The following is a 22,387-nucleotide window of genomic DNA, read 5'->3' on the forward strand; positions in this document are numbered from 1 at the left end:
CTTCCTCAGAAGTCCCCGGACGTCACACCTGACCCGTTCACCGGAGCGTCGACAGCCGTACCCCCTCGCTTATCGACTGATCTGCCCTCCTCGTTCACGGGCCAAACGAAACACGCCGGGTAGAGTCCCGGACCGTGCACCTCAAGGCCCTGACCCTCCGTGGTTTCAAATCGTTCGCCTCCGCCACCACGCTGCGGTTCGAACCGGGCATCACCTGCGTCGTCGGCCCCAACGGATCCGGCAAGTCGAACGTCGTGGACGCGCTTTCCTGGGTCATGGGCGAACAGGGCGCGAAATCCCTGCGCGGCGGCAAGATGGAAGACGTGATCTTCGCCGGGACGACCGGCCGGCCGCCCCTGGGACGCGCCGAGGTCTCCCTCACGATCGACAACTCCGACGGCGCGCTCCCCATCGACTACGCCGAGGTCACCATCACGCGGATCATGTTCCGCAACGGCGGCAGCGAATACCAGATCAACGGCGACACCTGCCGGCTCCTGGACATCCAGGAACTGCTGAGCGACTCCGGAATCGGCCGCGAGATGCACGTGATCGTCGGCCAGGGCCAACTCGACTCCGTCCTGCACGCCGACCCGATGGGCCGCCGCGCGTTCATCGAGGAGGCCGCCGGCGTCCTCAAGCACCGCAAGCGCAAGGAGAAGGCGCTGCGGAAGCTCGACGCGATGCGCGCCAACCTCGCCCGCGTCCAGGACCTCACCGACGAACTGCGTCGCCAGCTCAAGCCGCTCGGCCGGCAGGCCGCCGTCGCCCGCCGCGCCGCCGTGATCCAGGCCGAGCTGCGCGACGCCCGCCTGCGGCTCCTCGCCGACGACCTCGTACGCCTCCGGGAAGCGCTCGACGCCGAGATCGCCGACGAGGCGGCGCTGCGCGAGCGCAAGGAACGCGCCGAGGCCGACCTGAAGGCCGCCGCGGCCCGCGAGTCCGCCCTGGAGGACGAGGTGCGCCGCCTCGCACCGCGCCTGGAACGCGCGCAGCACACCTGGTACGAGCTGTCCCGGCTGGCCGAGCGCGTGCGCGGCACCGTCTCGCTGGCCGACGCCCGGGTGACCAGCGCCACCGCCCGGCCCGTCGAGGAGCGGCGCGGCCGCGACCCGGAGGAGCTGGAGCGCGAGGCCGCCCGCGTCCGCGAGCAGGAGGCGGAGCTGACGGCCGCCCTGGAGGCCGCCGACCGGGCCCTGGAGGACACCGTCGCCCACCGGGCCGAACTGGAGCAGGCCCTCGCCGTCGAGGAGCGCCGGCTGCGGGACGCCGCCCGCGCCATCGCCGACCGCCGCGAGGGGCTCGCCCGGCTGAGCGGCCAGGCCGGCGCCGCCCGCTCCCGCGCCGCCGCCGCCCAGGCCGAGATCGACCGGCTGACCGCCGCCCGCGACGAGGCACGCGAACGTGCCGCGGTGGCGCACGAGGAGTACGAGGCGCTGCGCGCCGAGGTCGACGGCCTCGACGCCGGCGACGCCGACCTCGCCGCGGCCCACGAGGCCGCCACGCGCGAACTCGCCGACGCCGAGGCCGCCCTCACCACCACCCGCGAGGCGCTCACCTCCGCCGAACGCCGGCGTGCCGCCACCCAGGCCCGGCACGAAGCGCTCTCCCTCGGCCTGCGCCGCAAGGACGGCACCGGCGCCCTGCTCGACGCGGCCGGCCGGCTCACCGGCCTCCTCGGCCCGGCCGCCGAACTGCTCACCGTCGCCCCCGGTCACGAGGTGCCGATCGTCGCGGCTCTCGGCGCGGCCGCCGACGCGCTCGCCGTGACCGGCCCGGCGACCGCCGCCGAGGCGATCCGCCTGCTGCGCAAGGAGGACGCGGGCCGCGCCGCCCTGCTCGTGGCCGGTGCGACCGAACCACCCCCGCCGCCGGGCCCCGGCGTGTGGGAGCCGTCACCGGTGGCGGGTCCCGACGTGCGGGAACCCGCGCCCCTGTCGGGTCCGGGCGCGCAGGAGCCGTTGTCGGCGGGCCCCGACGGGCGGGCGGCACGACAGCCACCGTCCGCCGCGCCGTCCGCTGCCGTGCCGCCGCGCGCCGCCGCGCCGGCGGTCGACGCGGCGCGCCCCGGTCTCCCGGGTGGGGCGCTGCCCGCCGCCGGCCTGGTGAGCGGCCCCGACGAGCTGATGCCGGCCCTCCGGCGCCTGCTGCGGGACGTCGTGGTCGTCGGGACCCTGGAGGAGGCCGAGGCGCTGGTGTACGCGCGCCCCGCCCTGACGGCCGTCACCGCCGACGGCGACCTGCTGGGCGCCCACTTCGCGCAGGGTGGCTCCGCCGGCGCGCCCAGCCTGCTGGAGGTCCAGGCGTCCGTCGACGAGGCCGCCGCCGACCTCGCCGAGCTGGCCGTACGGTGCCGGGAGCTGGCCGCGGCGCAGGAGGAGGCCGCCGGACGGCGGCGAGCGTGCGCGGACCGCGTGGAGGAACTGGGGGAGCGGCGCCGCGCCGCCGACCGGGAGAAGTCGGCCGTCGCCCAGCGGCTCGGCGGCCTGGCCGGGCAGGCCAGGGGCGCCGCGGGCGAGGCCGAGCGGGCCGACGCCGCGGTCGCCCGCGCCCAGGAGGCCGTGGAGCGGGCGACGGAGGAGGCGGAGGAGCTGGCCGAGCGGCTCCTCGTCGCCCAGGAGGCCCCCACCGAGGACGAACCGGACACGTCCGTACGGGACCGGCTCGCCGCCGACGGCGCCAACGCCCGCCAGACGGAGATGGAGGCGCGCCTCCAGGCCCGTACGCACGAGGAGCGGGTGAAGGCCCTCGCCGGCCGGGCCGACTCCCTGGACCGCGCCGCCCGCGCCGAGCGCGAGGCCCGGGCGCGTGCCGAGCGCGAGCGCGCCCGGCTGCGTCATGAGGCGGAGGTCGCCGCGGCCGTCGCCTCCGGTGCCCGGCAGCTCCTCGCGCACGTCGAGGTGTCCCTGGTGCGCGCCGAGGCGGAGCGGTCCGCCGCCGAGGAGGGCCGGGCCGTCCGCGAACGCGAGCTGGCCGCCGCGCGCGCCCGCGGCCGGGAGCTGAAGGCGGAGCTGGACAAGCTCACCGACTCCGTCCACCGCGGCGAGGTGCTCGGCGCCGAGAAGCGGCTGCGGATCGAGCAGCTGGAGACCCGCGCGCTGGAGGAGCTGGGCGTCGACCCGGCCGTGCTCGTCGCCGAGTACGGCCCCGACCAGCCCGTACCGGCCGCGCCGCCCGCCCCGGGAGAGCAGCGCCCGGCCCCGGGCGAGGACGCGTCCGCCGCGCACCGGCGGGAGCCCGCCGCCGCAGAGGACGCGTCCGCCGCGCACCGGCGGGAGCCCGCCCCCGGCGGGGACCGGCCCGACGACCCCGGGCGGGCGGGCGACGCGCTGCGGCCCTTCGTCCGCGCCGAGCAGGAGAAGCGGCTCAAGGCGGCCGAACGGGCGTACCAGCAGCTCGGGAAGGTGAACCCGCTCGCCCTTGAGGAGTTCGCCGCGCTGGAGGAGCGCCACCGGTTCCTCTCCGAGCAGCTGGAGGACCTCAAGCGGACCCGTGCCGACCTGCTCCAGGTCGTCAAGGAGGTCGACGAGCGCGTCCAGCAGGTCTTCGCGGAGGCGTTCCGGGACACGGCCCGCGAGTTCGAGGGCGTCTTCTCGCGGCTGTTCCCCGGCGGGGAGGGGCGGCTGGTCCTGACCGACCCGGGCGACCTGCTCGGCACGGGCGTCGAGGTGGAGGCCCGGCCGCCGGGCAAGAAGGTCAAGAGGCTGTCGCTGCTGTCCGGCGGCGAGCGGTCCCTCACGGCCGTCGCGATGCTGGTGGCGATCTTCAAGGCCCGGCCGAGCCCGTTCTACGTCATGGACGAGGTGGAGGCGGCGCTGGACGACACCAACCTCCAGCGGCTCATCCGGATCATGCGCGAACTCCAGGAGAGTTCGCAGCTCATCGTCATCACGCACCAGAAGCGGACCATGGAGGTCGCGGACGCGCTGTACGGCGTGTCGATGCAGGGCGACGGGGTATCGAAGGTCGTAAGTCAGAGGCTTCGCTGACAGACCCCCCGAGATCGACTTCAAGTACTGAACACATCGGGCCAAGTGGTGCGCTTCAAGTCACATGACTCGACCTATTGACTTCGGAACTTGAAGGCATAGGGTCTGCAGCGTTGCTTTTACCTTCAAGTGGTGGGCCGCGAGAGGTTGTGCGCCACTGGAAGGGCTCGCCCCCCATGCCCGGCGACGGCGCCGGGTACCAGGAGTTCACGTGACCAGCACCGCGCAGCCATCGGCGTCGGGGGCCCGACAGGCCCACCCCGACCACCTGGGCCATGTCATCTTCATCACGGCCGCCGCCGCGATGGGCGGATTCCTCTTCGGCTACGACAGCTCCGTCATCAACGGCGCCGTCGAGGCCATCCGCCACCGGTACGAGATCGGCTCCGGCACCCTCGCCCAGGTCATCGCCATCGCCCTGATCGGCTGCGCCGTCGGCGCCGCCACCGCGGGGCGGATCGCCGACCGCATCGGCCGCATCCGCTGTATGCAGATCGCCGCCGTCCTGTTCACCATCAGCGCCATCGGCTCCGCCCTGCCGTTCGCGCTGTGGGACCTCGCCCTGTGGCGCGTCGTCGGCGGCTTCGCCATCGGCATGGCCTCGGTGATCGGCCCCGCGTACATCGCCGAGGTCGCGCCCGCCGCCTACCGCGGCCGGCTCGGCTCCTTCCAGCAGGCCGCCATCGTCGTGGGCATCGCCGTCTCCCAGCTGGTCAACTGGGCCATCCTCAACATGGCCGGCGGCGACCAGCGCGGCGAGATCGCCGGCCTCGAGGCCTGGCAGTGGATGCTCGGCGTCATGGTCCTGCCGGCCGTGCTCTACGGCCTGCTCTCCTTCGCCATCCCCGAGTCGCCCCGCTTCCTGATCTCCGTCGGCCGCAAGGAGAAGGCCAAGGAGGTCCTCGCCGAGGTCGAGGGCACGGGCATCGACCTGGACGCGCGCGTCGCCGAGATCGAGCACGCCATGCACCGCGAGCACAAGTCCACCTTCCGGGACCTGCTCGGCAGCCGCTTCGGCTTCCTCCCGATCGTCTGGGTCGGCATCGGCCTGTCGGTCTTCCAGCAGCTCGTCGGCATCAACGTCGCCTTCTACTACTCCGCGACGCTGTGGCAGTCGGTCGGCATCAACCCGTCCAGCTCGTTCTTCTACTCGTTCACCACGTCGATCATCAACATCGTCGGCACCGTGATCGCGATGGTCCTCGTGGACCGCGTCGGCCGCAGGCCGCTGGCCCTCGTCGGCTCCGCCGGCATGGCGCTCGCCCTCGCCTTCGAGGCGTGGGCCTTCTCCGCGGACCTGGTCGACGGCAAGCTCCCCGAGACTCAGGGTGTCGTCGCCCTCATCGCCGCCCACCTCTTCGTGCTCTTCTTCGCCCTCTCCTGGGGCGTGGTGGTCTGGGTCTTCCTCGGCGAGATGTTCCCCAACCGGATCCGCGCCGCCGCCCTCGGCGTCGCCGCGTCCGCCCAGTGGATCGCCAACTGGGCGATCACCGCGAGCTTCCCGTCCCTGGCGGACTGGAACCTCTCCGGTACGTACGTCATCTACACGGTCTTCGCCGTGCTCTCCATCCCCTTCGTGCTCAAGTTCGTGAAGGAGACCAAGGGCAAGGCGTTGGAGGAGATGGGCTAATCCCCGCTGCCCCTCTCCTCGACCTTCCGGCTGCCCCGGCCCGCGCCCAGCGCGCGGGCCGGGGCAGCCGGCCGCAGGGCGCCGTACACCGCGGCCGCCACCAGCGCGGACACCACCCAGCCCAGCCCGTGCCGGCCCGGCCGGCTGTCGGCCAGCGGCCCGGCGAACCAGTCGACCCGTGTGAACAGCAGCCCCGCCACCAGCGCCGCGCCCCACCCCGTCACGGCCGGCCACGCGAACCCGCCCCGGTACCAGTAGGCGCTCGACGGCCCCCGGTCCAGCAGCGCCGCCCCGTCGTACGACCCGCGCAGGGCCAGGTCCACGCCGAAGACCCCGACCCACGCGGCGAACGCCACGCCGAGCAGCGTCAGGAACGACAGGAACGTCCCGAGGAACCCGGCCGCGGCGACCAGCAGCCACAGCCCCAGCACCAGGCTGATGACCGCGTTCACCGCCACCGCCCACCCCCGCGGCAGCCCGACCCCGAGCGTCTGCGCCATGAACCCGGCCGAGTACATCGACATCGCGTTGATCAGCAGCATGCCGACGAGCGCGATCAGCAGGTACGGCGCCGAGAGCCACGGGGGCAGCCGGGCGCCGATGAACCCCACCGGGTCCGCCGTCGACGCCAGCCCCGGCGTCGACTCGGCCATCACCGCCCCCATCAGCACCAGCGGCACCACCACGACCACCGCCCCCGCCACGGTCACCGCGACCATCGCCCCGGCCCGCGCCGTCCGCGGCAGGTAGCGCGCGAAGTCCGGCGCCGAGGGGGGCCCAGCTGATCGCCCCGGCCGCCAGCGTCCCGACCCCCACCGCCACCATCGACGCCGGTCCCGGCGGGCGGCCCGCCACCAAGCCCCAGTCGGTCCGCGCCACGAGGTACCCGCCGACCGGCACCGAGAACGCCCCGAACACGTACGCGGCCCAGCGGCAGCACACCCGCAGCGCCCCGATGCCGAGCCCCGACACGGCGAACGTCGCCCCGACGAAGAGCACCAGCGCCACCGCCGCCACCGGCGTGCCGGCGCGTACCCCGCCCACCAGCTCCACCAGCGTGAGCAGCGCGTACGCCCCCGTCACGGCGTTGACCGTCTCCCACCCCCAGCGGGCCGCCCAGATCAGCGCCCCCGGCAGCAGGTTGCCGCGCTGCCCGAAGACCGCCCGCGACAGCGCCATGCCCGGCGCGCCGCCGCGCTTGCCCGCCACCGGCACGAGCCCGACGACGCCGTACGAGACGACGGGCGCCGTCACCGCCACGACCAGCACCTGCCAGACATTCAGCCCGTGCAGCACCACGAGGCCGGCGCCCAGGGTCAGGAGCAGGACCGTGATGTTGGCCGCGACCCACGTCGGGAACAGCTCGCGGACACGGCCGACCCGCTCGGCCGCGGGGACGGGCTCAAGGCCCCGACTCTCGTACATTCCTCGCACCATTTCCTAAACGGGGCATAGCGGCAAGGAGCGGGGCGGCGGCGTCGCGCATACTGGTCGGACCATGGAATTCGTCATCCTTGCTGTAGTCATCGCCCTGGTCGCGGTCGGAGTGATCAGCGGCCTCGTCGTCGGCGTCCGCCGGAAGAAGCAGCTGCCGCCGCCCGCGGCCCCGTCGACCACGCCGACCATCACCGCCCCTCCCGCCGAGCCGCAGGTCGGCGAGGAGGCGGAGAAACCCCGTGAAGAGCCGCGCCGGACCATCGAGGAGGTCGACCTCCCGACGGCGGAGGAGGCCGTCGAGACGCCGGCCGCCGTCGAGGACCCGGTCGTAGCGGAGCCCCCGGCCCGCGAGGTCGAGGTCCCCGAGCCCACCGCGGGCCGCCTCGTGCGGCTGCGCGCCCGGCTCGCCCGCTCCCAGAACTCCCTCGGCAAGGGCCTGCTCACGCTGCTCTCGCGCGACAACCTCGACGAGGACACCTGGGAGGAGATCGAGGACACCCTCCTCACCGCCGACGTCGGCGTCGCCCCGACCCAGGAGCTCGTCGAGCGCCTGCGGGAGCGGGTCCGCGTCCTCGGCACGCGTACCCCCGACGAGCTGCGCGCCCTGCTCCGCGAGGAGCTGCTCGCCCTGCTGGGCAGCGACTTCGACCGCTCCGTGAAGACGGACGGCGGCGTGGAGACGCCCGGCGTCGTCATGGTCGTCGGCGTCAACGGCACCGGCAAGACCACGACGACCGGCAAGCTCGCCCGCGTCCTGGTGGCCGACGGCCGCTCCGTGGTGCTCGGCGCCGCCGACACCTTCCGCGCCGCCGCCGCCGACCAGCTCCAGACCTGGGGCGAGCGCGTCGGCGCCCGCACGGTGCGCGGCCCCGAGGGCGGCGACCCGGCGTCCATCGCGTTCGACGCGGTGAAGGAGGGCATCGCCGAGGGCGCCGACGTGGTGCTCATCGACACCGCCGGCCGCCTGCACACCAAGACCGGTCTCATGGACGAGCTCGGCAAGGTCAAGCGCGTCGTCGAGAAGCACGGCCCCCTGGACGAGGTCCTGCTCGTCCTGGACGCCACCACGGGTCAGAACGGCCTGGTCCAGGCGCGCGTCTTCGCGGAGGTCGTCGACATCACGGGCATCGTCCTCACCAAGCTCGACGGCACCGCCAAGGGCGGCATCGTCATCGCCGTCCAGCGGGAACTGGGCGTGCCGGTGAAGCTCGTCGGCCTCGGCGAGGGCCCGGACGACCTGGCGCCCTTCGAGCCGGAGGCGTTCGTGGACGCCCTGATCGGCGAACCGGCCTGACCGTGACGCTCCCGGGCCGGCCGCCCGCGGGGACCTGACCCCGCCGGCCGGCCCGGGAACGCCCGGACGCCCGCCTACCGCCGACGCGCGGCGCACCTGCCGTCGACGGGACACCCCCGGACGGTCGGCGTATCCGCCGCCGCCCGTCGACGCGGGCCACCACCGACGTACGGCGCGCGCCGAGACCGACGTACGGCGCGCGCCCGCCGTGGCCGACGCGCCCGCGCGCCTCCGTACGCCGGGGGTCAGGCCGCCGAGCGGTGGCAGATGTACGCCAGGGTGCCGAGCAGCAGCCGCGCCTGGGGGGCCGCGTGGCCCGCGTCGAGGGACGGCGCCCGCAGCCACCGCACCGGGCCGAGGCCGCCGTGATCCGACGGCGGCGCCGTGATCCAGGAGCCCGGCCCCAGGCACCGCAGGTCGAGATGGGCGTCGTCCCACCCCATCCGGTACAGCAGCCGCGGCAGCTCGGCCGACGCCCCCGGCGCCACGAAGAACTGCGCGCGGCCGGTCGGCGTCACGCAGACCGGACCCAGCGGCAGCCCCATCCGCTCCAGCCGCACCAGCGCCCGCCGCCCCGCCGCCTCGGCGACGTCCAGCACGTCGAAGGACCGCCCCACGGGCAGCAGCATCGACGCCCCCGGGCACCGCGACCACGCCTCGGCCGCCGTGTCCGTCGACGAACCCGCCGCCACCTCGGGCGCGAAGCCCAGCGGATGGGCGCCCGGCGCCGGACACGCCGCGTCACCACAGGAGCAGGCGCCGGCCGCGGCCCGTGCCCCCGGCACCACGTCCCAGCCCCACAGACCGGTGTACTCCGCCACCGCCGTCCACTCCGTCGCGCGGGTCGCGCGACGGCGCGAGCCCGACAGCGTCAACCCGGCGAGCCCGGTGAACCCCGTCCATCCGGATCGCATTTCGCGGATGCGCGTGCCGCCGATCGTGAAGCCCATGTCTCCTCCAACGCGCCGAACTCGCCGGTGGTTACGACCTGGAGTTCCGTCATGACGCTGTGTCGTCCCGCCCCTCGTTCGGGTGGCGCTCGACAGCGTGTGGGGTGGTGCGTGTGCTGTCCGTGCGCTGCCTCGCACTTCAGCGCGCCGGGCTCCCGATCGTCATGCATCCAGTGAATCGCGCCCGGCGCAGGGGGAGTTCATTCGAAGGGGTGGCGAATGGTGGCGTTTGAGGAATCGGCCTCGCGGTGGCGGTGATCGTAGGATTACTTTCGGTGCACGAACCCCGGGTAGCGTCTGCGCCCATGGGTATGCCGGAGGCACGCGGCGTCCCGTCCGGAGGGATGCGATCCCCGGACGCCGGACCGCGACCGACGGCATCCTGGCAAGGGTTCGGGCAACACGGTGATTCGGCGGATGGGGGCCTTCCAGTGGGCGGCAGCGGCACAGACGGTACGAATGCCGGCAAGCGCCCGAACGAGCAGCTCGGCTCGTGGTTCGTCCGCAGTGGCTGGTCGAAGGGCGAGCTGGCGCGCCAGGTCAACCGCCGGGCCCGCCAGATGGGCGCGCACCACATCAGCACCGACACCTCCCGCGTACGCCGTTGGCTCGACGGCGAGCAGCCGCGCGAGCCCATCCCGCGCATCCTCTCCGAGCTGTTCTCCGAGCGCTTCGGCTCCGTCGTCGCCGTCGAGGACCTCGGCCTGCGCACCGCCCACCAGTCACCCTCGGTGTCCGGCGTGGACCTGCCCTGGGCCGGCCCCCAGACCGTCTCGCTGCTCAGCGAGTTCTCCCGCAGCGACCTCATGCTCGCCCGGCGCGGCTTCCTCGGCACGTCGCTCTCCCTCGCCGCCGGCCCCTCCCTCATCGAGCCGATGCAGCGCTGGCTGGTCCCCGCCCCGACCTCCGGGTCCGACCGCGGGGAACCGCCGGCGCCCGGCCGCCGCCCGTACCGGCTCTCCCGGGCGGAGCTGGAGATGCTGGAGTCCACCACGGCGATGTTCCGCAAGTGGGACGCGCAGTGCGGCGGCGGACTGCGCCGCAAGGCCGTCGTCGGGCAGTTGCACGAGGTGACCGACCTCCTCCAGGAGGCGCAACCCGCCGACACCAGCCGCCGCCTCTTCCGCTGCGCGGCCGAACTGGCCCAGCTCGCGGGATGGATGAGCTACGACGTCGGTCTCCAACCCACCGCCCAGAAGTACTTCGTACTCGCCCTGCACGCCGCCAAGGAGGCAGGCGACAAACCGCTCGGCTCGTACGTCCTGTCCTCGATGAGCCGTCAGATGATCCACCTCGGACGGCCGGACGACGCCCTTGAACTCATCCACCTCGCGCAGTACGGCAGCCGCGACTGCGCGACCGCCCGCACCCAGGCGATGCTGTATGCGATGGAGGCCCGGGCGTACGCCAACATGGGCCAGCCGAGCAAGTGTAAGCGGGCCGTCCGGATGGCCGAGGACACCTTCGTCGACGCCGGCCTCGACGACGAGCCGGAGCCCGACTGGATCCGCTTCTTCACCGAGGCCGAGCTGAACGGCGAGAACTCCCACTCCTTCCGCGACCTGGCCTACGTCGCCGGCCGCAGCCCCACCTACGCCTCCCTCGCCGAACCCGTGATGCGGCGCGCCGTCGACCTCTTCTCCCAGGACCGGGAGCACCAGCGCTCCTACGCCCTCAACCTCGTGGGCATGGCCACCGTCCACCTGCTCAAGCGCGAACCCGAGCAGGCCGGCGCCCGCGCGGAGGAGGCCCTCGCGGTGGCCCGGCGGGTCCGCTCCGAGCGGGTCAACACCCGCCTCCGCAAGACCGTCGACACCGCCGTACGCGACTTCGGCGACGTACCCGAGGTCACCCGGATCGCCGAGCTCCTCGCCGAACAGCTCCCCGAGACCGCCGAGGCCGTCTGACCCCGGACCCCGGTCGCGGCGGCCGCCCCCGACAGCCCGAATCGGTTCCCCCACCGCAGGTGACGGGCGCGGCCGCCGCGGCCGGTCCTCGACGGACCGGGACGACCGCCGCCGTGACCCGTCCGTGATCCGACGGTTCACGGCGACGTAACACACCCCACCCCTTCGTCACTGCGCCGAAACATCGGGCGGCATCCGCGGAAACGGCGCTGCGCGAATCTCCTGCGTCATAACCGGCCACTTCTCACAGCCGCGCAGCCCCGGCTCCGCACCCCGCACAGGCCGACCGACGACGAGGAGACGCCGATGCCCCCAGGCATCCTGACGCTCGCCGCAGAGGAAGCACCCACGCTCTCTGCCGCCAACACCGGCTTCATGCTCATCTGCTCCGCCCTCGTGATGCTCATGACCCCGGGCCTGGCCTTCTTCTACGGAGGCATGGTCCGCGTCAAGAGCACGCTCAACATGTTGATGATGAGCTTCGTCAGCCTCGGGATCGTCACGGTCCTCTGGGTGCTCTACGGCTTCAGCATCGCCTTCGGCAGCGACATCGGATCGGTCGTCGGCTGGTCCTCCGAGTACGTCGGCCTGAGCGGCATCGGCCGCGACCAGCTGTGGGACGGCTACACCATCCCCGTCTACGTCTTCGCCGTCTTCCAGCTGATGTTCGCGGTCATCACGCCCGCCCTGATCAGCGGCGCGCTCGCGGACCGCGTCAAGTTCGGCGCCTGGGTGCTCTTCATCACCCTGTGGGCCACCCTCGTGTACTTCCCCGTCGCCCACTGGGTGTGGGGGTCGGGCGGCTGGCTCTTCGAGATGGGCGTCATCGACTTCGCCGGCGGCACCGCCGTCCATATCAACGCCGGCGCCGCGGCCCTCGGCGTGATCCTCGTCATCGGCAAGCGCGTCGGCTTCAAGAAGGACCCGATGCGCCCGCACAGCCTGCCCCTCGTCATGCTCGGCGCCGGACTGCTGTGGTTCGGCTGGTTCGGCTTCAACGCCGGCTCCTGGCTCGGCAACGACGACGGCGTCGGCGCCGTGATGTTCGTCAACACGCAGGTCGCCACCGCCGCCGCGCTGCTCGCCTGGCTCGCGTACGAGAAGGTCCGCCACGGCGCCTGCACCACCCTCGGTGCCGCCTCCGGCGCGGTCGCCGGCCTCGTCGCCATCACCCCCTCCGGCGGCTCCTGCTCCCCGCTGGGCGCCCTCGCGATCGGCGCCGTCGCCGGTCTGCTCTGCGCCATGGCCGTCGGCCTCAAGTACAGGTTCGGCTACGACGACTCCCTCGACGTCGTCGGCGTCCACCTCGTCGGCGGTGTCGTCGGCTCCGTCCTCGTGGGCTTCTTCGCCACGGGCGGCGTCCAGTCCGAGGCCCGGGGCCTCTTCTACGGCGGCGGCGCCGAGCAGCTGGTCAAGCAGGTCACCGGGGTCGTCGCGGTCCTGGCGTACTCCTTCGTCGTCTCCGCGGTCCTCGCCCTCGTCATCCACCGGACGATCGGCATGCGCGTCACCGAGGACGACGAGGTCGCCGGCATCGACCAGGGCGAGCACGCCGAGACCGCCTACGACTTCAGCGGCGCCGGCGGCGGCACCGCCCCCCGCAGGTCCGTGCCCGCCACCGGCGACACCGCGGCAGCAGCCCAGTACACCAGGAAGGTCGACGCATGAAGCTCATCACCGCGATCGTCAAGCCGCACCGGCTGGACGAGATCAAGGAGGCCCTCCAGGCCTTCGGAGTCCACGGCCTGACCGTCACGGAGGCCAGCGGCTACGGGCGCCAGCGCGGCCACACCGAGGTCTACCGGGGCGCCGAGTACACCGTCGACCTCGTCCCGAAGATCCGCATCGAGGTCCTCGTCGAGGACGACGACGCCGAACAGCTCATCGACGTCGTCGTGAAGGCCGCCCGCACCGGCAAGATCGGTGACGGCAAGGTGTGGAGCGTCCCCGTCGAGACCGCCGTCCGCGTCCGCACGGGCGAACGCGGACCCGACGCGCTGTAAAGGGAGCTGCCGGGTGACGAGCCTCGCGACGCACGAGAAGGACGACGACGACTCGGGACCCGGCGGCTACGCGGCGGCCCGGCTGGCCCTCCTCCAGCAGGAGGGCCGGCCCGGGCAGCCGCGCCGCGCCGCGCTGGCCCGGCTCACCGACGACTGGCTCGCCGCCCTGTACGCGGCGGCCGACCCGCCCCGCGGAACCGCGCTCGTCGCCGTCGGCGGCTACGGACGCGGCGAACTCTCCCCGCGCAGCGACCTCGACCTGCTCCTGCTCCACGACGGCTCGGCCGCGCCCGGCGCCGTCGCCGCCCTCGCCGACCGCCTCTGGTACCCCGTGTGGGACCTCGGGCTCGCGCTCGACCACTCCGTACGCACGCCCGGGGAGGCGCGCAGGACCGCCGGCGAGGACCTCAAGGTCCACCTCGGCCTCCTCGACGCCCGCCCGCTCGCCGGGGACGTCGGGCTCGTCGCCGCCCTGCGCACCACCGTCCTCGCCGACTGGCGCAACCAGGCCTCCGTACGCCTCCCCGCCCTGCACGAGCTGTGCCGGGAGCGGGCCGAGCGCCAGGGCGAGCTGCCCCACCTGCTCGAAGGCGACCTCAAGGAGGCCCGCGGCGGACTGCGCGACGCCACCGCCCTGCGCGCCGTCGCCGCCTCCTGGCTCGCCGACGCCCCCCGCGAGGGCCTCGCAGACGCGGCCCGCACCCTCCTCGACGCCCGGGACGCACTCCACCTCACCACCGGACGCGCCACCGACCGGCTCGCCCTCCAGGAACAGGACCAGGTCGCCGCCACCCTGGGCCTGCCCGACGCCGACGCCCTGCTCCGCCAGGTCTCCGAAGCCGCCCGCACCATCGCCTACGCCTCCGACGTCACCTGGCGCGAGGTCCAGCGCGTGCTCCGCGCCCGCTCCGCCCGACCACGGCTGCGCGCCCTCCTCGGCGGCGGCAGGACCCCCCGGACCCAGCCGGACCGCACCCCGCTCGCCGAGGGCGTCGTCGAGATGGACGGCGAGGCCGTCCTCGCGCGCACCGCCCGCCCCGAACGCGACCCGGTCCTCCCCCTGCGCGCCGCCGCGGCCGCCGCCCAGGCCGGGCTCCCCCTCTCCCGGCACGCCGTGCGCCGCCTCGCCGCCACGGTGAGACCCCTCCCCGTGCCCTGGCCCGCCGAGGCCCGCGAACAGCTCGTCACCCTCCTCGGCGCGGGCGAACCCACCGTCGCCGTGTGGGAGGCGCTGGAGGCCGAGGGGCTCGTCACCCGCCTCGTACCGGACTGGGAACGCGTCCGCTGCCGCCCGCAGCGCAACCCCGTCCACACCTGGACCGTCGACCGGCACCTCGTCGAGACCGCCGTGCGCGCCTCCTCCCTCACCCGCCGTGTCGGCCGCCCCGACCTGCTCCTCGTCGCCGCGCTCCTGCACGACCTCGGCAAGGGCCGGCCCGGCGACCACTCCGTCGCCGGCGGGACCATCGCCCGCGACGTCGCCACTCGCATCGGCTTCGACCGGGCCGACACCGCCGTCCTCGCCACCCTCGTCCGCCACCATCTGCTCCTCGTCGAGACCGCGACCCGGCGCGACCTCGACGACCCGGCCACCGTCACCGCCGTCGCCGAGGCCGTCGGGAGCGTCTCCACCCTGGAGCTGCTGCACGCCCTCACCGAGGCCGACGCCCTCGCCACCGGGCCCGCCGCCTGGTCCTCCTGGCGCGCCGCGCTCGTCGCGGACCTCGTCGCGCGGGTGGCGGCCGCACTCTCCGGCGACGCCCCGGCGGCGCCCGAACCGGCCGCGCCCGGCGCAGAGGAGGAACGCCTCGCCGTCGAGGCGCTGCGCACCGGCGAACCGGTACTGGCCCTCCACGCCCAGCACGAGGACGGCGCCGGCGGGGGCGGCGGGCAGGACGCGGCCGGGGAGCCGGAGCCGGTCGGCGTCGAGCTGCTGGTCGCCCTGCCGGACCGGTCGGGCGTCCTGCCCGCCGTCGCCGGGGTCCTCGCCCTGCACCGGCTCACCGTCCGCTCTGCCGACCTGCGAGCCGTCGACCTGCCGATCGACCCGCCGATCGGCAGGTCCCACGCCCCGTCCGGCGGGCCGTCCGATGTCCCGCCGGACGGGGCCCCTTCCGGTGGGCCGGGTCCGGGTCTCCCCGGCCCGGTCCTGGTCCTCAACTGGCGCGTCGCCGCCGAGTACGGCTCCCTCCCGCAGGCCGCGCGGCTCCGCGCCGACCTCGTACGGGCCCTGGACGGCTCCCTCGACGTCGCCGCCCGGCTCGCCGAGCGCGACGCCGCCTACCCCCGGCGCCGCGGTGTCCAGGCCCCGCCGCCGCGCGTCACCGTCGCGCCGGCGGGCTCGGCGGCCCGCGCCACGGTCCTGGAGGTCCGCGCCCAGGACGCCCCGGGCCTGCTCCACCGCATCGGCCGGGCCCTGGAGGGCGCGGACGTACGGGTGCGCAGCGCCCACGTCAGCACCCTCGGCGCGAACGCGGTGGACACGGTCTACGTCACGGACACCGGGGGTGCCCCGCTGTCGGACGGGGCGGCCGCGGAGGTGGCGCGGACGCTGGAGGAGGCCCTGCGGGCGTGACCCGCCGCATGGCCCCGGGTGCGCCGGCTCGTCCCGCGCGCGACCGGGGCCGGTCACACCGAGCGCGGGTCGGGCGCGGGTCGGGCGTGGGTCGCGCGCGGGTCGGGTGGGTCGGTGGGCGCGTCGTCCGCCGCGCGCGGCGGTGCGGTGCGGGTGTGTCGTCCGTGCCCGGGCCGCGCGTACGCGCGCGTGGTCCGGCGCCTCCCGCCCGCCGGGATGCGGCAGGGGAGGGCGCCCCCGTCGCGCGGGCGGATACCCTTGACTCCGACTGTCCGCCTGCTTCCGAGACCCGAGGACCGACGAGCGCCGTGTTCGATACCCTCTCCGACCGCCTCTCCGCGACTTTCAAGACTCTGCGAGGCAAAGGCAGGTTGTCCGAGGCGGACATCGACGCCACCGCCCGCGAGATCCGCATCGCCCTGCTGGAAGCGGACGTCGCCCTGCCGGTGGTCCGGGCGTTCATCAAGAACGTGAAGGAGAGGGCGTCCGGGGCCGAGGTGTCCAAGGCGCTCAACCCCTCGCAGCAGGTCATCAAGATCGTCAATGACGAGCTGGTCTCCATCCTCGGTGGTGAGACCCGCCGCCTGCGCTTCGCCAAGACCGCCCCGACCGTGATCATGCTGGCCGGTCTGCAGGGTGCGGGCAAGACCACCCTCGCCGGCAAGCTCGGCCGCTGGCTCAAGGGCCAGGGCCACGCCCCGCTGCTCGTCGCCTGCGACCTCCAGCGCCCCAACGCCGTCAACCAGCTCTCCGTCGTCGCCGAGCGCGCCGGCGTCGGCGTCTACGCGCCCGAGCCGGGCAACGGCGTCGGCGACCCGGTCCAGGTCGCCAGGGACTCGATCGAGTACGCGCGGACCAAGCAGTACGACATCGTCATCGTCGACACCGCCGGCCGCCTGGGCATCGACCAGGAGATGATGCAGCAGGCCGCCGACATCCGCGACGCCGTCCGCCCGGACGAGATCCTCTTCGTCGTCGACGCGATGATCGGCCAGGACGCCGTCAACACGGCCGAGGCGTTCCGCGACGGCGTCGGCTTCGACGGGGTCGTGCTGTCGAAGCTCGACGGCGACGCCCGTGGTGGTGCCGCCCTGTCCGTCGCGCACGTCACCGGCCGCCAGATCATGTTCGCCTCCAACGGCGAGAAGCTGGACGACTTCGACGCGTTCCACCCGGACCGCATGGCGTCGCGCATCCTCGGCATGGGCGACGTGATGTCGCTGATCGAGAAGGCCGAGCAGACCTTCAGCCAGGAAGAGGCCGCCAAGATGGCCTCCAAGCTGGCGAGCAGCAAGGGCAAGGACTTCACGCTCGACGACTTCCTGGCCCAGATGGAGCAGGTCCGCAAGATGGGCTCCATCTCCAAGCTCCTCGGCATGCTGCCGGGCATGGCGCAGATGCGGGACCAGATCAACAACATCGACGAGCGGGACGTCGACCGCACGGCGGCCGTCATCAAGTCGATGACCCCGGCCGAGCGCCAGGACCCCACGATCATCAACGGCTCGCGCCGGGCCCGCATCGCGCGCGGTTCGGGCGTCGACGTCAGCGCGGTGAAGTCGCTGGTGGAGCGCTTCTTCGAGGCCCGCAAGATGATGTCACGGATGGCGCAGGGCGGCGGCATGCCGGGCATGCCGGGGATCCCGGGCATGGGGGGCGGCGCGGGCCGCCAGAAGAAGCAGCAGAAGCAGGCCAAGGGCAAGCGGCGCAGCGGCAACCCGCTGAAGCGGAAGGCCGAGGAGGAGGCCGCCGCCGCACGCCGCGAGGAGCAGGCGCAGCAGGGCGGCGCGTTCGACCTCCCGGCCGGGCAGCCGGGCCAGGACTTCGAGTTGCCGGACGAGTTCAAGAAGTTCATGGGCTGAGCGGGCTCACGGGCCGAGCACCCCTGCGGGCTGAGCACCCCTGCGGGCTGAGCACCTTGCGGGCCGGGCCGGAAGCGGTCGTCCGGTGGGTGGGGTCGGGGCCCCGCGGGGTCACCTCCTCGGGGTCGGCGGCCTCGGGTCCCGGGCGACGGAGCCCGACCGCCGCCGCCGACCCCTGCGGGGGCGAGACCCCACACGGCCCTCCCGGGGTCCGTACGCGGCGGGCCCGGCGACGCATGCGGGCGGCATGGGCCGAGAGCGGGGCGAGGGGCACCCACCAGGGCGGTGGGTGCCCCTCCCTCATGCCGTGCGCCTCCTCGGGCAGAACCGTTCCCGCAAGGCGGGGGCGCGTCTAGGGGATCCTGGCCACCAGGTACCGGAAGACGTTCGGCATCCACACCGTCCCGTCCGGGCGGACATAGGAGTGCAGGGCCTCGGTGATCTCCTTCTCCACGGTGGCCTGGTCGGCGGCCCGCACGGCCGCGTCGAACAGGCCGGTGGAGAGCAGTCCGCGCACCGCGCTGTCCGTGTCGGCGTACCCGAACGGGCAGGAGACGCGGCCGGAGCCGTCCGGGCGCAGCCCGGCCCGCGCGGCCATCTCCTCCAGGTCGTCGCGGAGGGCGGGCCGCCAGGCGTCCCGGCCCCGCAACCGCTCGGTCAGCCGGCCCGCGACGCGGAACACGGCCGTCGTCGCGCACCGCTCGGGCGGACCCCAGCCGGTGAGGACCACGGCGCCGCCCCGCTCCGCCATCCGGACGGCGGCGGTCAGGGAGGGGACGAGCCCGTCGGAGTCACCCGCGGTACAGCCGATCGGCTGCAACGCCGTGACCAGGTTGTACGCCGTGCCCGCCGGGTCCGCGGCGATGTCGGGGGAGCCGTACAGGAGTCTGGGCTCCGGGCGTGCCGCGCCGTGTCCGCCCGGTCCGTGACCGGGCGGCTCGGGCGCGAGCCGCTCCCGGGCCAGGTCCACGCGCGCGCGGTCGGTGTCGACACCCGTCACCCGGGCCCCGCGTGTGGCGGCCATGAGCAGGGCGAGACCCGAGCCGCAGCCGAGACCGAGGAGCCGTGTCCCGGTTCCGACCTCCAGGCGCTCGTACACCGCTTCGTAGAGCGGCACCAGCATCCGCTCCTGGATCTCCGCCCAGTCACGGGCACGCCGTGGCGCGTCCGTGGCCGGAGGGGCCGAGGCCGGGTGGGGGTGGTGCTGGACGAGCATAGGTGTCATCGAAAGCGCCCCAATCAGCCGAGAGAATCAACTCTGCGTCCGTGCCCTGAAGGACAGCCCCCGTGTACGTGCGCCGGCACGTTCCGTAAGCCAGGGAATACCGCTTCCGCCCCGGCGTCCAGGGGGTTGGGCCGCAATGCTTGCGTGCCCCGGTCGTGCGCCCCCTGGCCCGGCACGAACCACTCCCATAGTGAGGCCGCCGTGCGAATCCCGCCATGGCAACGGGGTCGGTGCCACGCGGCCCCGGTCGTGGGGGTACTGTCGCCCGCGGCGATGCGCCTTCGCCGCCGCACGGTGAGCACGACCGGCGCACGAGCACGTGCGAGCGCCGGGGCGCGCACAGCGGGGGGAGCTCCGCGGACCGCGCCACTACGTACCACCTTGATGCGAGCTGTGTGGCTTCTCCGCAGATCAGCGCACTGGCCCTCGTGAGGACACATCAATGGCAACTGACGGGTACGTGCAAAATATTTGGGATGCCCCGGAATGGAACCCGACGGCTTCCCGGCTCGTTGTTCACGACGTGAGCACGACACCACCTGTCCTCGCCGCGGAACTGGCACAGGCGTGGGCCGACATTCAGCGGCACCACCCCGAGCTGCCCGATCTCGCTGCGCCCGAGTCCCTGATCGGAGAGTCGTCGTCCGCCTGCGGCGCCGAGCTCTCCTTCGAGCGACTGCTGCATGAGGCAGTCCACGGCATCGCCGCCGCCCGGGGTGTTCGCGACACCTCGCGCGCCGGCCGGTACCACAACCGCCGGTTCCTGGCGATCGCCGAGGAGATGGGCCTGGACCACTCCGAGGAGCCGCACCCGAGCAGCGGCTTCTCCCTGGTCACGCTCAGCCCCGAGGCGAAGCGCCGGTACCGGCAGACGATCGAGCGGCTGCAGCGCGCCCTCAAGGCGCACACCGTCGCCACCGCGGCCGACACCAAGCGCTCCTTCCGCGGGCCCGCCGCCAGGCACGGCTCGTCGGGCGGTGGTGTCCGGGTGAAGGCGGTGTGCGACTGCGGCCGCAACGTCCGGGTGGTCCCGTCCGTCCTCGCCCAGGCGCCGATCGTCTGCGGTGGCTGCGGCAAGCCCTTCCGCATCCCGGAAGCGGTGGGCGCCGCCCGGTGATCCGCCGGGCGGCCCTGGGGCACGACGGCCGTTCGGGGTGTGGCACAATGGCTAGCTGTACTCGACAGTCGAACAGGACCCCTCTCTCCTACGGCTGACGCGTCCATCGGGCACTCGGGTACCGCAACCCCACGCGGCATGTCGTCGTGCCCAACCACGTCAAGACCAGGAGACACCACACCCGTGGCAGTCAAGATCAAGCTGAAGCGTCTGGGCAAGATCCGTTCGCCTCACTACCGCATCGTCGTCGCCGACTCCCGCACCCGCCGTGACGGCCGTGCGATCGAGGAGATCGGCCTGTACCACCCGGTGCAGAACCCCTCGCGCATCGAGGTCAACTCGGAGCGTGCGCAGTACTGGCTGTCCGTCGGCGCCCAGCCGACCGAGCCGGTCCTCGCCATCCTGAAGCTCACCGGCGACTGGCAGAAGGTCAAGGGCCTCCCGGCCCCGGAGAAGCCGCTGCTCGCCCCGGCGACGAAGGAAGACAAGCGTCGTTCCTTCGACGATTTCGCCAAGGCGCTCGAGGGTGACGACAACAAGGGTGAGGCCATCACCCCGAAGGCGAAGAAGGCCGACAAGAAGGCGGACGAGGCCGAGGCCGCGTCCACCGAGTCGACCGAGGCCTGAGCATGCTCGAGGAGGCTCTCGAGCACCTCGTGAAGGGCATCGTCGACAACCCCGACGACGTGCAGGTCGCCTCGCGCACCCTGCGTCGCGGGCGCGTGCTGGAGGTCCGGGTCCACCCGGACGACCTCGGCAAGGTGATCGGCCGCAACGGCCGCACCGCACGCGCGCTGCGCACGGTCGTGGGCGCCATCGGCGGCCGTGGTATCCGGGTCGACCTCGTCGACGTGGACCAGGTTCGCTGAGCGAAGTTGAACACCGGCGCACGGGCCGGGGAGGGCAGCCGCCCGCCCCGGCCCGTCGTCGTCCGACAGGAGAGTCAAGGAAGTGCAGCTCGTAGTCGCGCGGATCGGCCGCGCCCACGGCGTCAAGGGCGAGGTCACCGTCGAGGTACGCACCGACGAGCCCGAACTGCGGCTCGGACCCGGTGCCGTCCTCGCCACCGACCCGGCCGGCGCCGGGCCCCTGACCATCGAGAGCGGCCGCGTGCACAGCGGGCGGCTGCTGCTGCGCTTCGCGGGCGTACGCGACCGGAACGCCGCCGAAGCGCTGCGCAACACGCTGCTCATCGCGGACGTCGACCCGGACGAGCGCCCCGAGGAGCCGGACGAGTACTACGACCACCAGCTCGTCGACCTGGACGTGGTCCTCGCCGACGGTACGGAGATCGGCCGGATCACGGAGATCAGCCACCTGCCGTCCCAGGACCTGTTCGTCGTCGAGCGGCCCGACGGCACCGAGGTGCTGATCCCCTTCGTCGAGGAGATCGTCACCGACATCGACCTGGAGGCGCAGCGGGCGGTCATCGTCCCGCCGCCCGGCCTCGTCGACGACCGGGCCGTCATCGCCTCCGCCCGCGGGGACGACGAGCACCCCGACGCCGACGCCGATGCCGAGGGCCCCGAGGCGGACGCCGAGGGCGGTCGCTGATGCGACTCGACGTCGTCACCATCTTCCCGGAGTACCTCGACCCGCTGGACGTGTCGCTCGTCGGCAAGGCCCGCGCGAGCGGCCGGCTCGACGTCCACGTCCACGACCTGCGCCACTGGACGTACGACCGGCACAACACCGTCGACGACACCCCCTACGGCGGCGGCCCCGGCATGGTCATGAAGACCGAGCCCTGGGGCGCCGCCCTCGACGAGGTCACCGCCGCCGGGTACGAGGCGGGGCACCACGGGCCCGTGCTCGTCGTACCGACGCCCAGCGGCCGCCCCTTCACCCAGGAGGTCGCCGTCGAGCTCTCCCGGCGGCCGTGGCTGATCTTCACCCCCGCCCGGTACGAGGGCATCGACCGGCGCGTCATGGACGAGTACGCCACCCGCATGCCCGTGTACGAGGTCTCCATCGGCGACTACGTGCTCGCCGGCGGGGAGGCCGCCGTCCTGGTCATCACGGAAGCCGTGGCCCGGCTCCTCCCGGGCGTCCTCGGCAACGCCGAGTCCCACCGGGACGACTCGTTCGCCCCGGGCGCCATGGCGAACCTCCTGGAGGGACCCGTCTACACCAAGCCGCCCGTCTGGCGCGGCCGCGGCATCCCGGACGTTCTCCTCAGCGGGCACCACGGCCGCATCGCGCGCTGGCGACGGGACGAGGCCTTCCGCCGCACGGCCCTGCACCGCCCCGACCTCATCGAGCGGTGCGACCCCTCCGCCTTCGACAAGAAGGACCGCGAGATCCTGTCCATGCTCGGCTGGGCGCCCGAGCCCGGTGGCCGATTTTGGCGCAGGCCGCCGGCCGTGGAAGAATAGGCCGCTGCCGTACGTCCGGTCGG

Annotated in this window: 15 protein-coding genes and 1 pseudogene; 13 read left to right on the forward strand and 3 right to left on the reverse strand. The window is 73.9% G+C overall.

The features are described 5' to 3' along the window. Positions 1-134 precede the first annotated feature (134 nt). Positions 135-3,989 carry an AAA family ATPase gene (locus tag NRO40_RS21650; RefSeq protein WP_058944839.1) on the forward strand — a complete coding sequence of 1,285 codons (3,855 nt, stop codon included), beginning with the start codon at positions 135-137 and terminating at the stop codon, positions 3,987-3,989. A 211-nt stretch (positions 3,990-4,200) separates the two neighbouring features. Next, positions 4,201-5,619: a sugar porter family MFS transporter gene (locus tag NRO40_RS21655; RefSeq protein ID WP_058944840.1), complete on the forward strand. Its 1,419-nt coding sequence runs from the start codon at positions 4,201-4,203 to the stop codon at positions 5,617-5,619. On the opposite strand, the pseudogene NRO40_RS21660 reads toward NRO40_RS21655, so the two are convergent. Next, positions 5,616-7,056 (reverse strand): annotated as a pseudogene (locus tag NRO40_RS21660) (purine-cytosine permease family protein). The gene NRO40_RS21655 and the pseudogene NRO40_RS21660 overlap by 4 nt on opposite strands. Positions 7,057-7,117: 61 nt before the next feature. Between NRO40_RS21660 and ftsY the strand changes: the two are divergent. Continuing rightward, the gene (ftsY, locus tag NRO40_RS21665; protein WP_058944841.1) at positions 7,118-8,350 is read left to right on the forward strand and encodes a signal recognition particle-docking protein FtsY; all 1,233 of its coding nucleotides are present in this window, start codon (positions 7,118-7,120) and stop codon (positions 8,348-8,350) included. 245 nt (positions 8,351-8,595) lie between these two features. Here ftsY and NRO40_RS21670 read toward each other — a convergent pair whose 3' ends face one another. Next, positions 8,596-9,300, reverse strand: coding sequence for a bifunctional DNA primase/polymerase (locus NRO40_RS21670; RefSeq protein WP_058944842.1), 705 nt, complete (start codon positions 9,298-9,300; stop codon positions 8,596-8,598). Between the two features lie 431 nt (positions 9,301-9,731). Here NRO40_RS21670 and nsdA point away from each other — a divergent pair, with 431 nt between their 5' ends. The 5 genes from nsdA (at position 9,732) to ffh (ending at position 17,647) form a co-directional block, all read left to right on the forward strand. Next, positions 9,732-11,207, forward strand: a complete 1,476-nt coding sequence (gene nsdA, locus NRO40_RS21675) for a transcriptional repressor NsdA (protein ID WP_058944843.1) — start codon at positions 9,732-9,734, stop codon at positions 11,205-11,207. Positions 11,208-11,513: 306 nt separating this feature from the next. Next, positions 11,514-12,875: an ammonium transporter gene (locus NRO40_RS21680; protein ID WP_058944844.1), complete on the forward strand. Its 1,362-nt coding sequence runs from the start codon at positions 11,514-11,516 to the stop codon at positions 12,873-12,875. Next, positions 12,872-13,210, forward strand: a complete 339-nt coding sequence (locus tag NRO40_RS21685; RefSeq protein WP_058944845.1) for a P-II family nitrogen regulator — start codon at positions 12,872-12,874, stop codon at positions 13,208-13,210. The genes NRO40_RS21680 and NRO40_RS21685 overlap by 4 nt, the downstream gene beginning before the upstream one ends. A 13-nt stretch (positions 13,211-13,223) precedes the next feature. Then, complete coding sequence (locus NRO40_RS21690) at positions 13,224-15,785, forward strand: [protein-PII] uridylyltransferase (protein ID WP_058944846.1); 2,562 nt, start codon at positions 13,224-13,226, stop codon at positions 15,783-15,785. A gap of 308 nt (positions 15,786-16,093) precedes the next feature. Continuing rightward, complete coding sequence (gene ffh / locus NRO40_RS21695) at positions 16,094-17,647, forward strand: signal recognition particle protein (protein WP_058944847.1); 1,554 nt, start codon at positions 16,094-16,096, stop codon at positions 17,645-17,647. Between the two features lie 352 nt (positions 17,648-17,999). Here ffh and NRO40_RS21700 read toward each other — a convergent pair whose 3' ends face one another. Further along, positions 18,000-18,872 (reverse strand): methyltransferase domain-containing protein, encoded by an 873-nt coding sequence (locus tag NRO40_RS21700; protein ID WP_198549458.1) that lies wholly within the window; start codon positions 18,870-18,872, stop codon positions 18,000-18,002. Positions 18,873-19,395: 523 nt separating this feature from the next. On the opposite strand from NRO40_RS21700, the gene NRO40_RS21705 reads away from it, so the two are divergent. From NRO40_RS21705 to trmD, 5 genes are all read left to right on the forward strand, one after another. Continuing rightward, positions 19,396-19,989, forward strand: a complete 594-nt coding sequence (locus tag NRO40_RS21705; protein ID WP_058944848.1) for a hypothetical protein — start codon at positions 19,396-19,398, stop codon at positions 19,987-19,989. Positions 19,990-20,172: 183 nt separating this feature from the next. Then, on the forward strand, positions 20,173-20,616 hold the full coding sequence (rpsP, locus tag NRO40_RS21710) for a 30S ribosomal protein S16 (protein WP_257375478.1): 444 nt from the start codon (positions 20,173-20,175) through the stop codon (positions 20,614-20,616). 2 nt (positions 20,617-20,618) lie between these two features. After that, on the forward strand, positions 20,619-20,858 hold the full coding sequence (locus NRO40_RS21715; RefSeq protein WP_003980229.1) for an RNA-binding protein: 240 nt from the start codon (positions 20,619-20,621) through the stop codon (positions 20,856-20,858). A gap of 82 nt (positions 20,859-20,940) precedes the next feature. Further along, positions 20,941-21,543, forward strand: coding sequence for a ribosome maturation factor RimM (rimM, locus tag NRO40_RS21720; RefSeq protein ID WP_058945270.1), 603 nt, complete (start codon positions 20,941-20,943; stop codon positions 21,541-21,543). Next, positions 21,543-22,364: a tRNA (guanosine(37)-N1)-methyltransferase TrmD gene (trmD, locus tag NRO40_RS21725; RefSeq protein WP_058945269.1), complete on the forward strand. Its 822-nt coding sequence runs from the start codon at positions 21,543-21,545 to the stop codon at positions 22,362-22,364. Before rimM ends, trmD begins: the two co-directional genes overlap by 1 nt. Positions 22,365-22,387 lie beyond the last annotated feature (23 nt).

The sequence above is a fragment of the Streptomyces changanensis genome, assembly GCF_024600715.1.
GTDB classification, from domain to species: domain Bacteria; phylum Actinomycetota; class Actinomycetes; order Streptomycetales; family Streptomycetaceae; genus Streptomyces; species Streptomyces changanensis.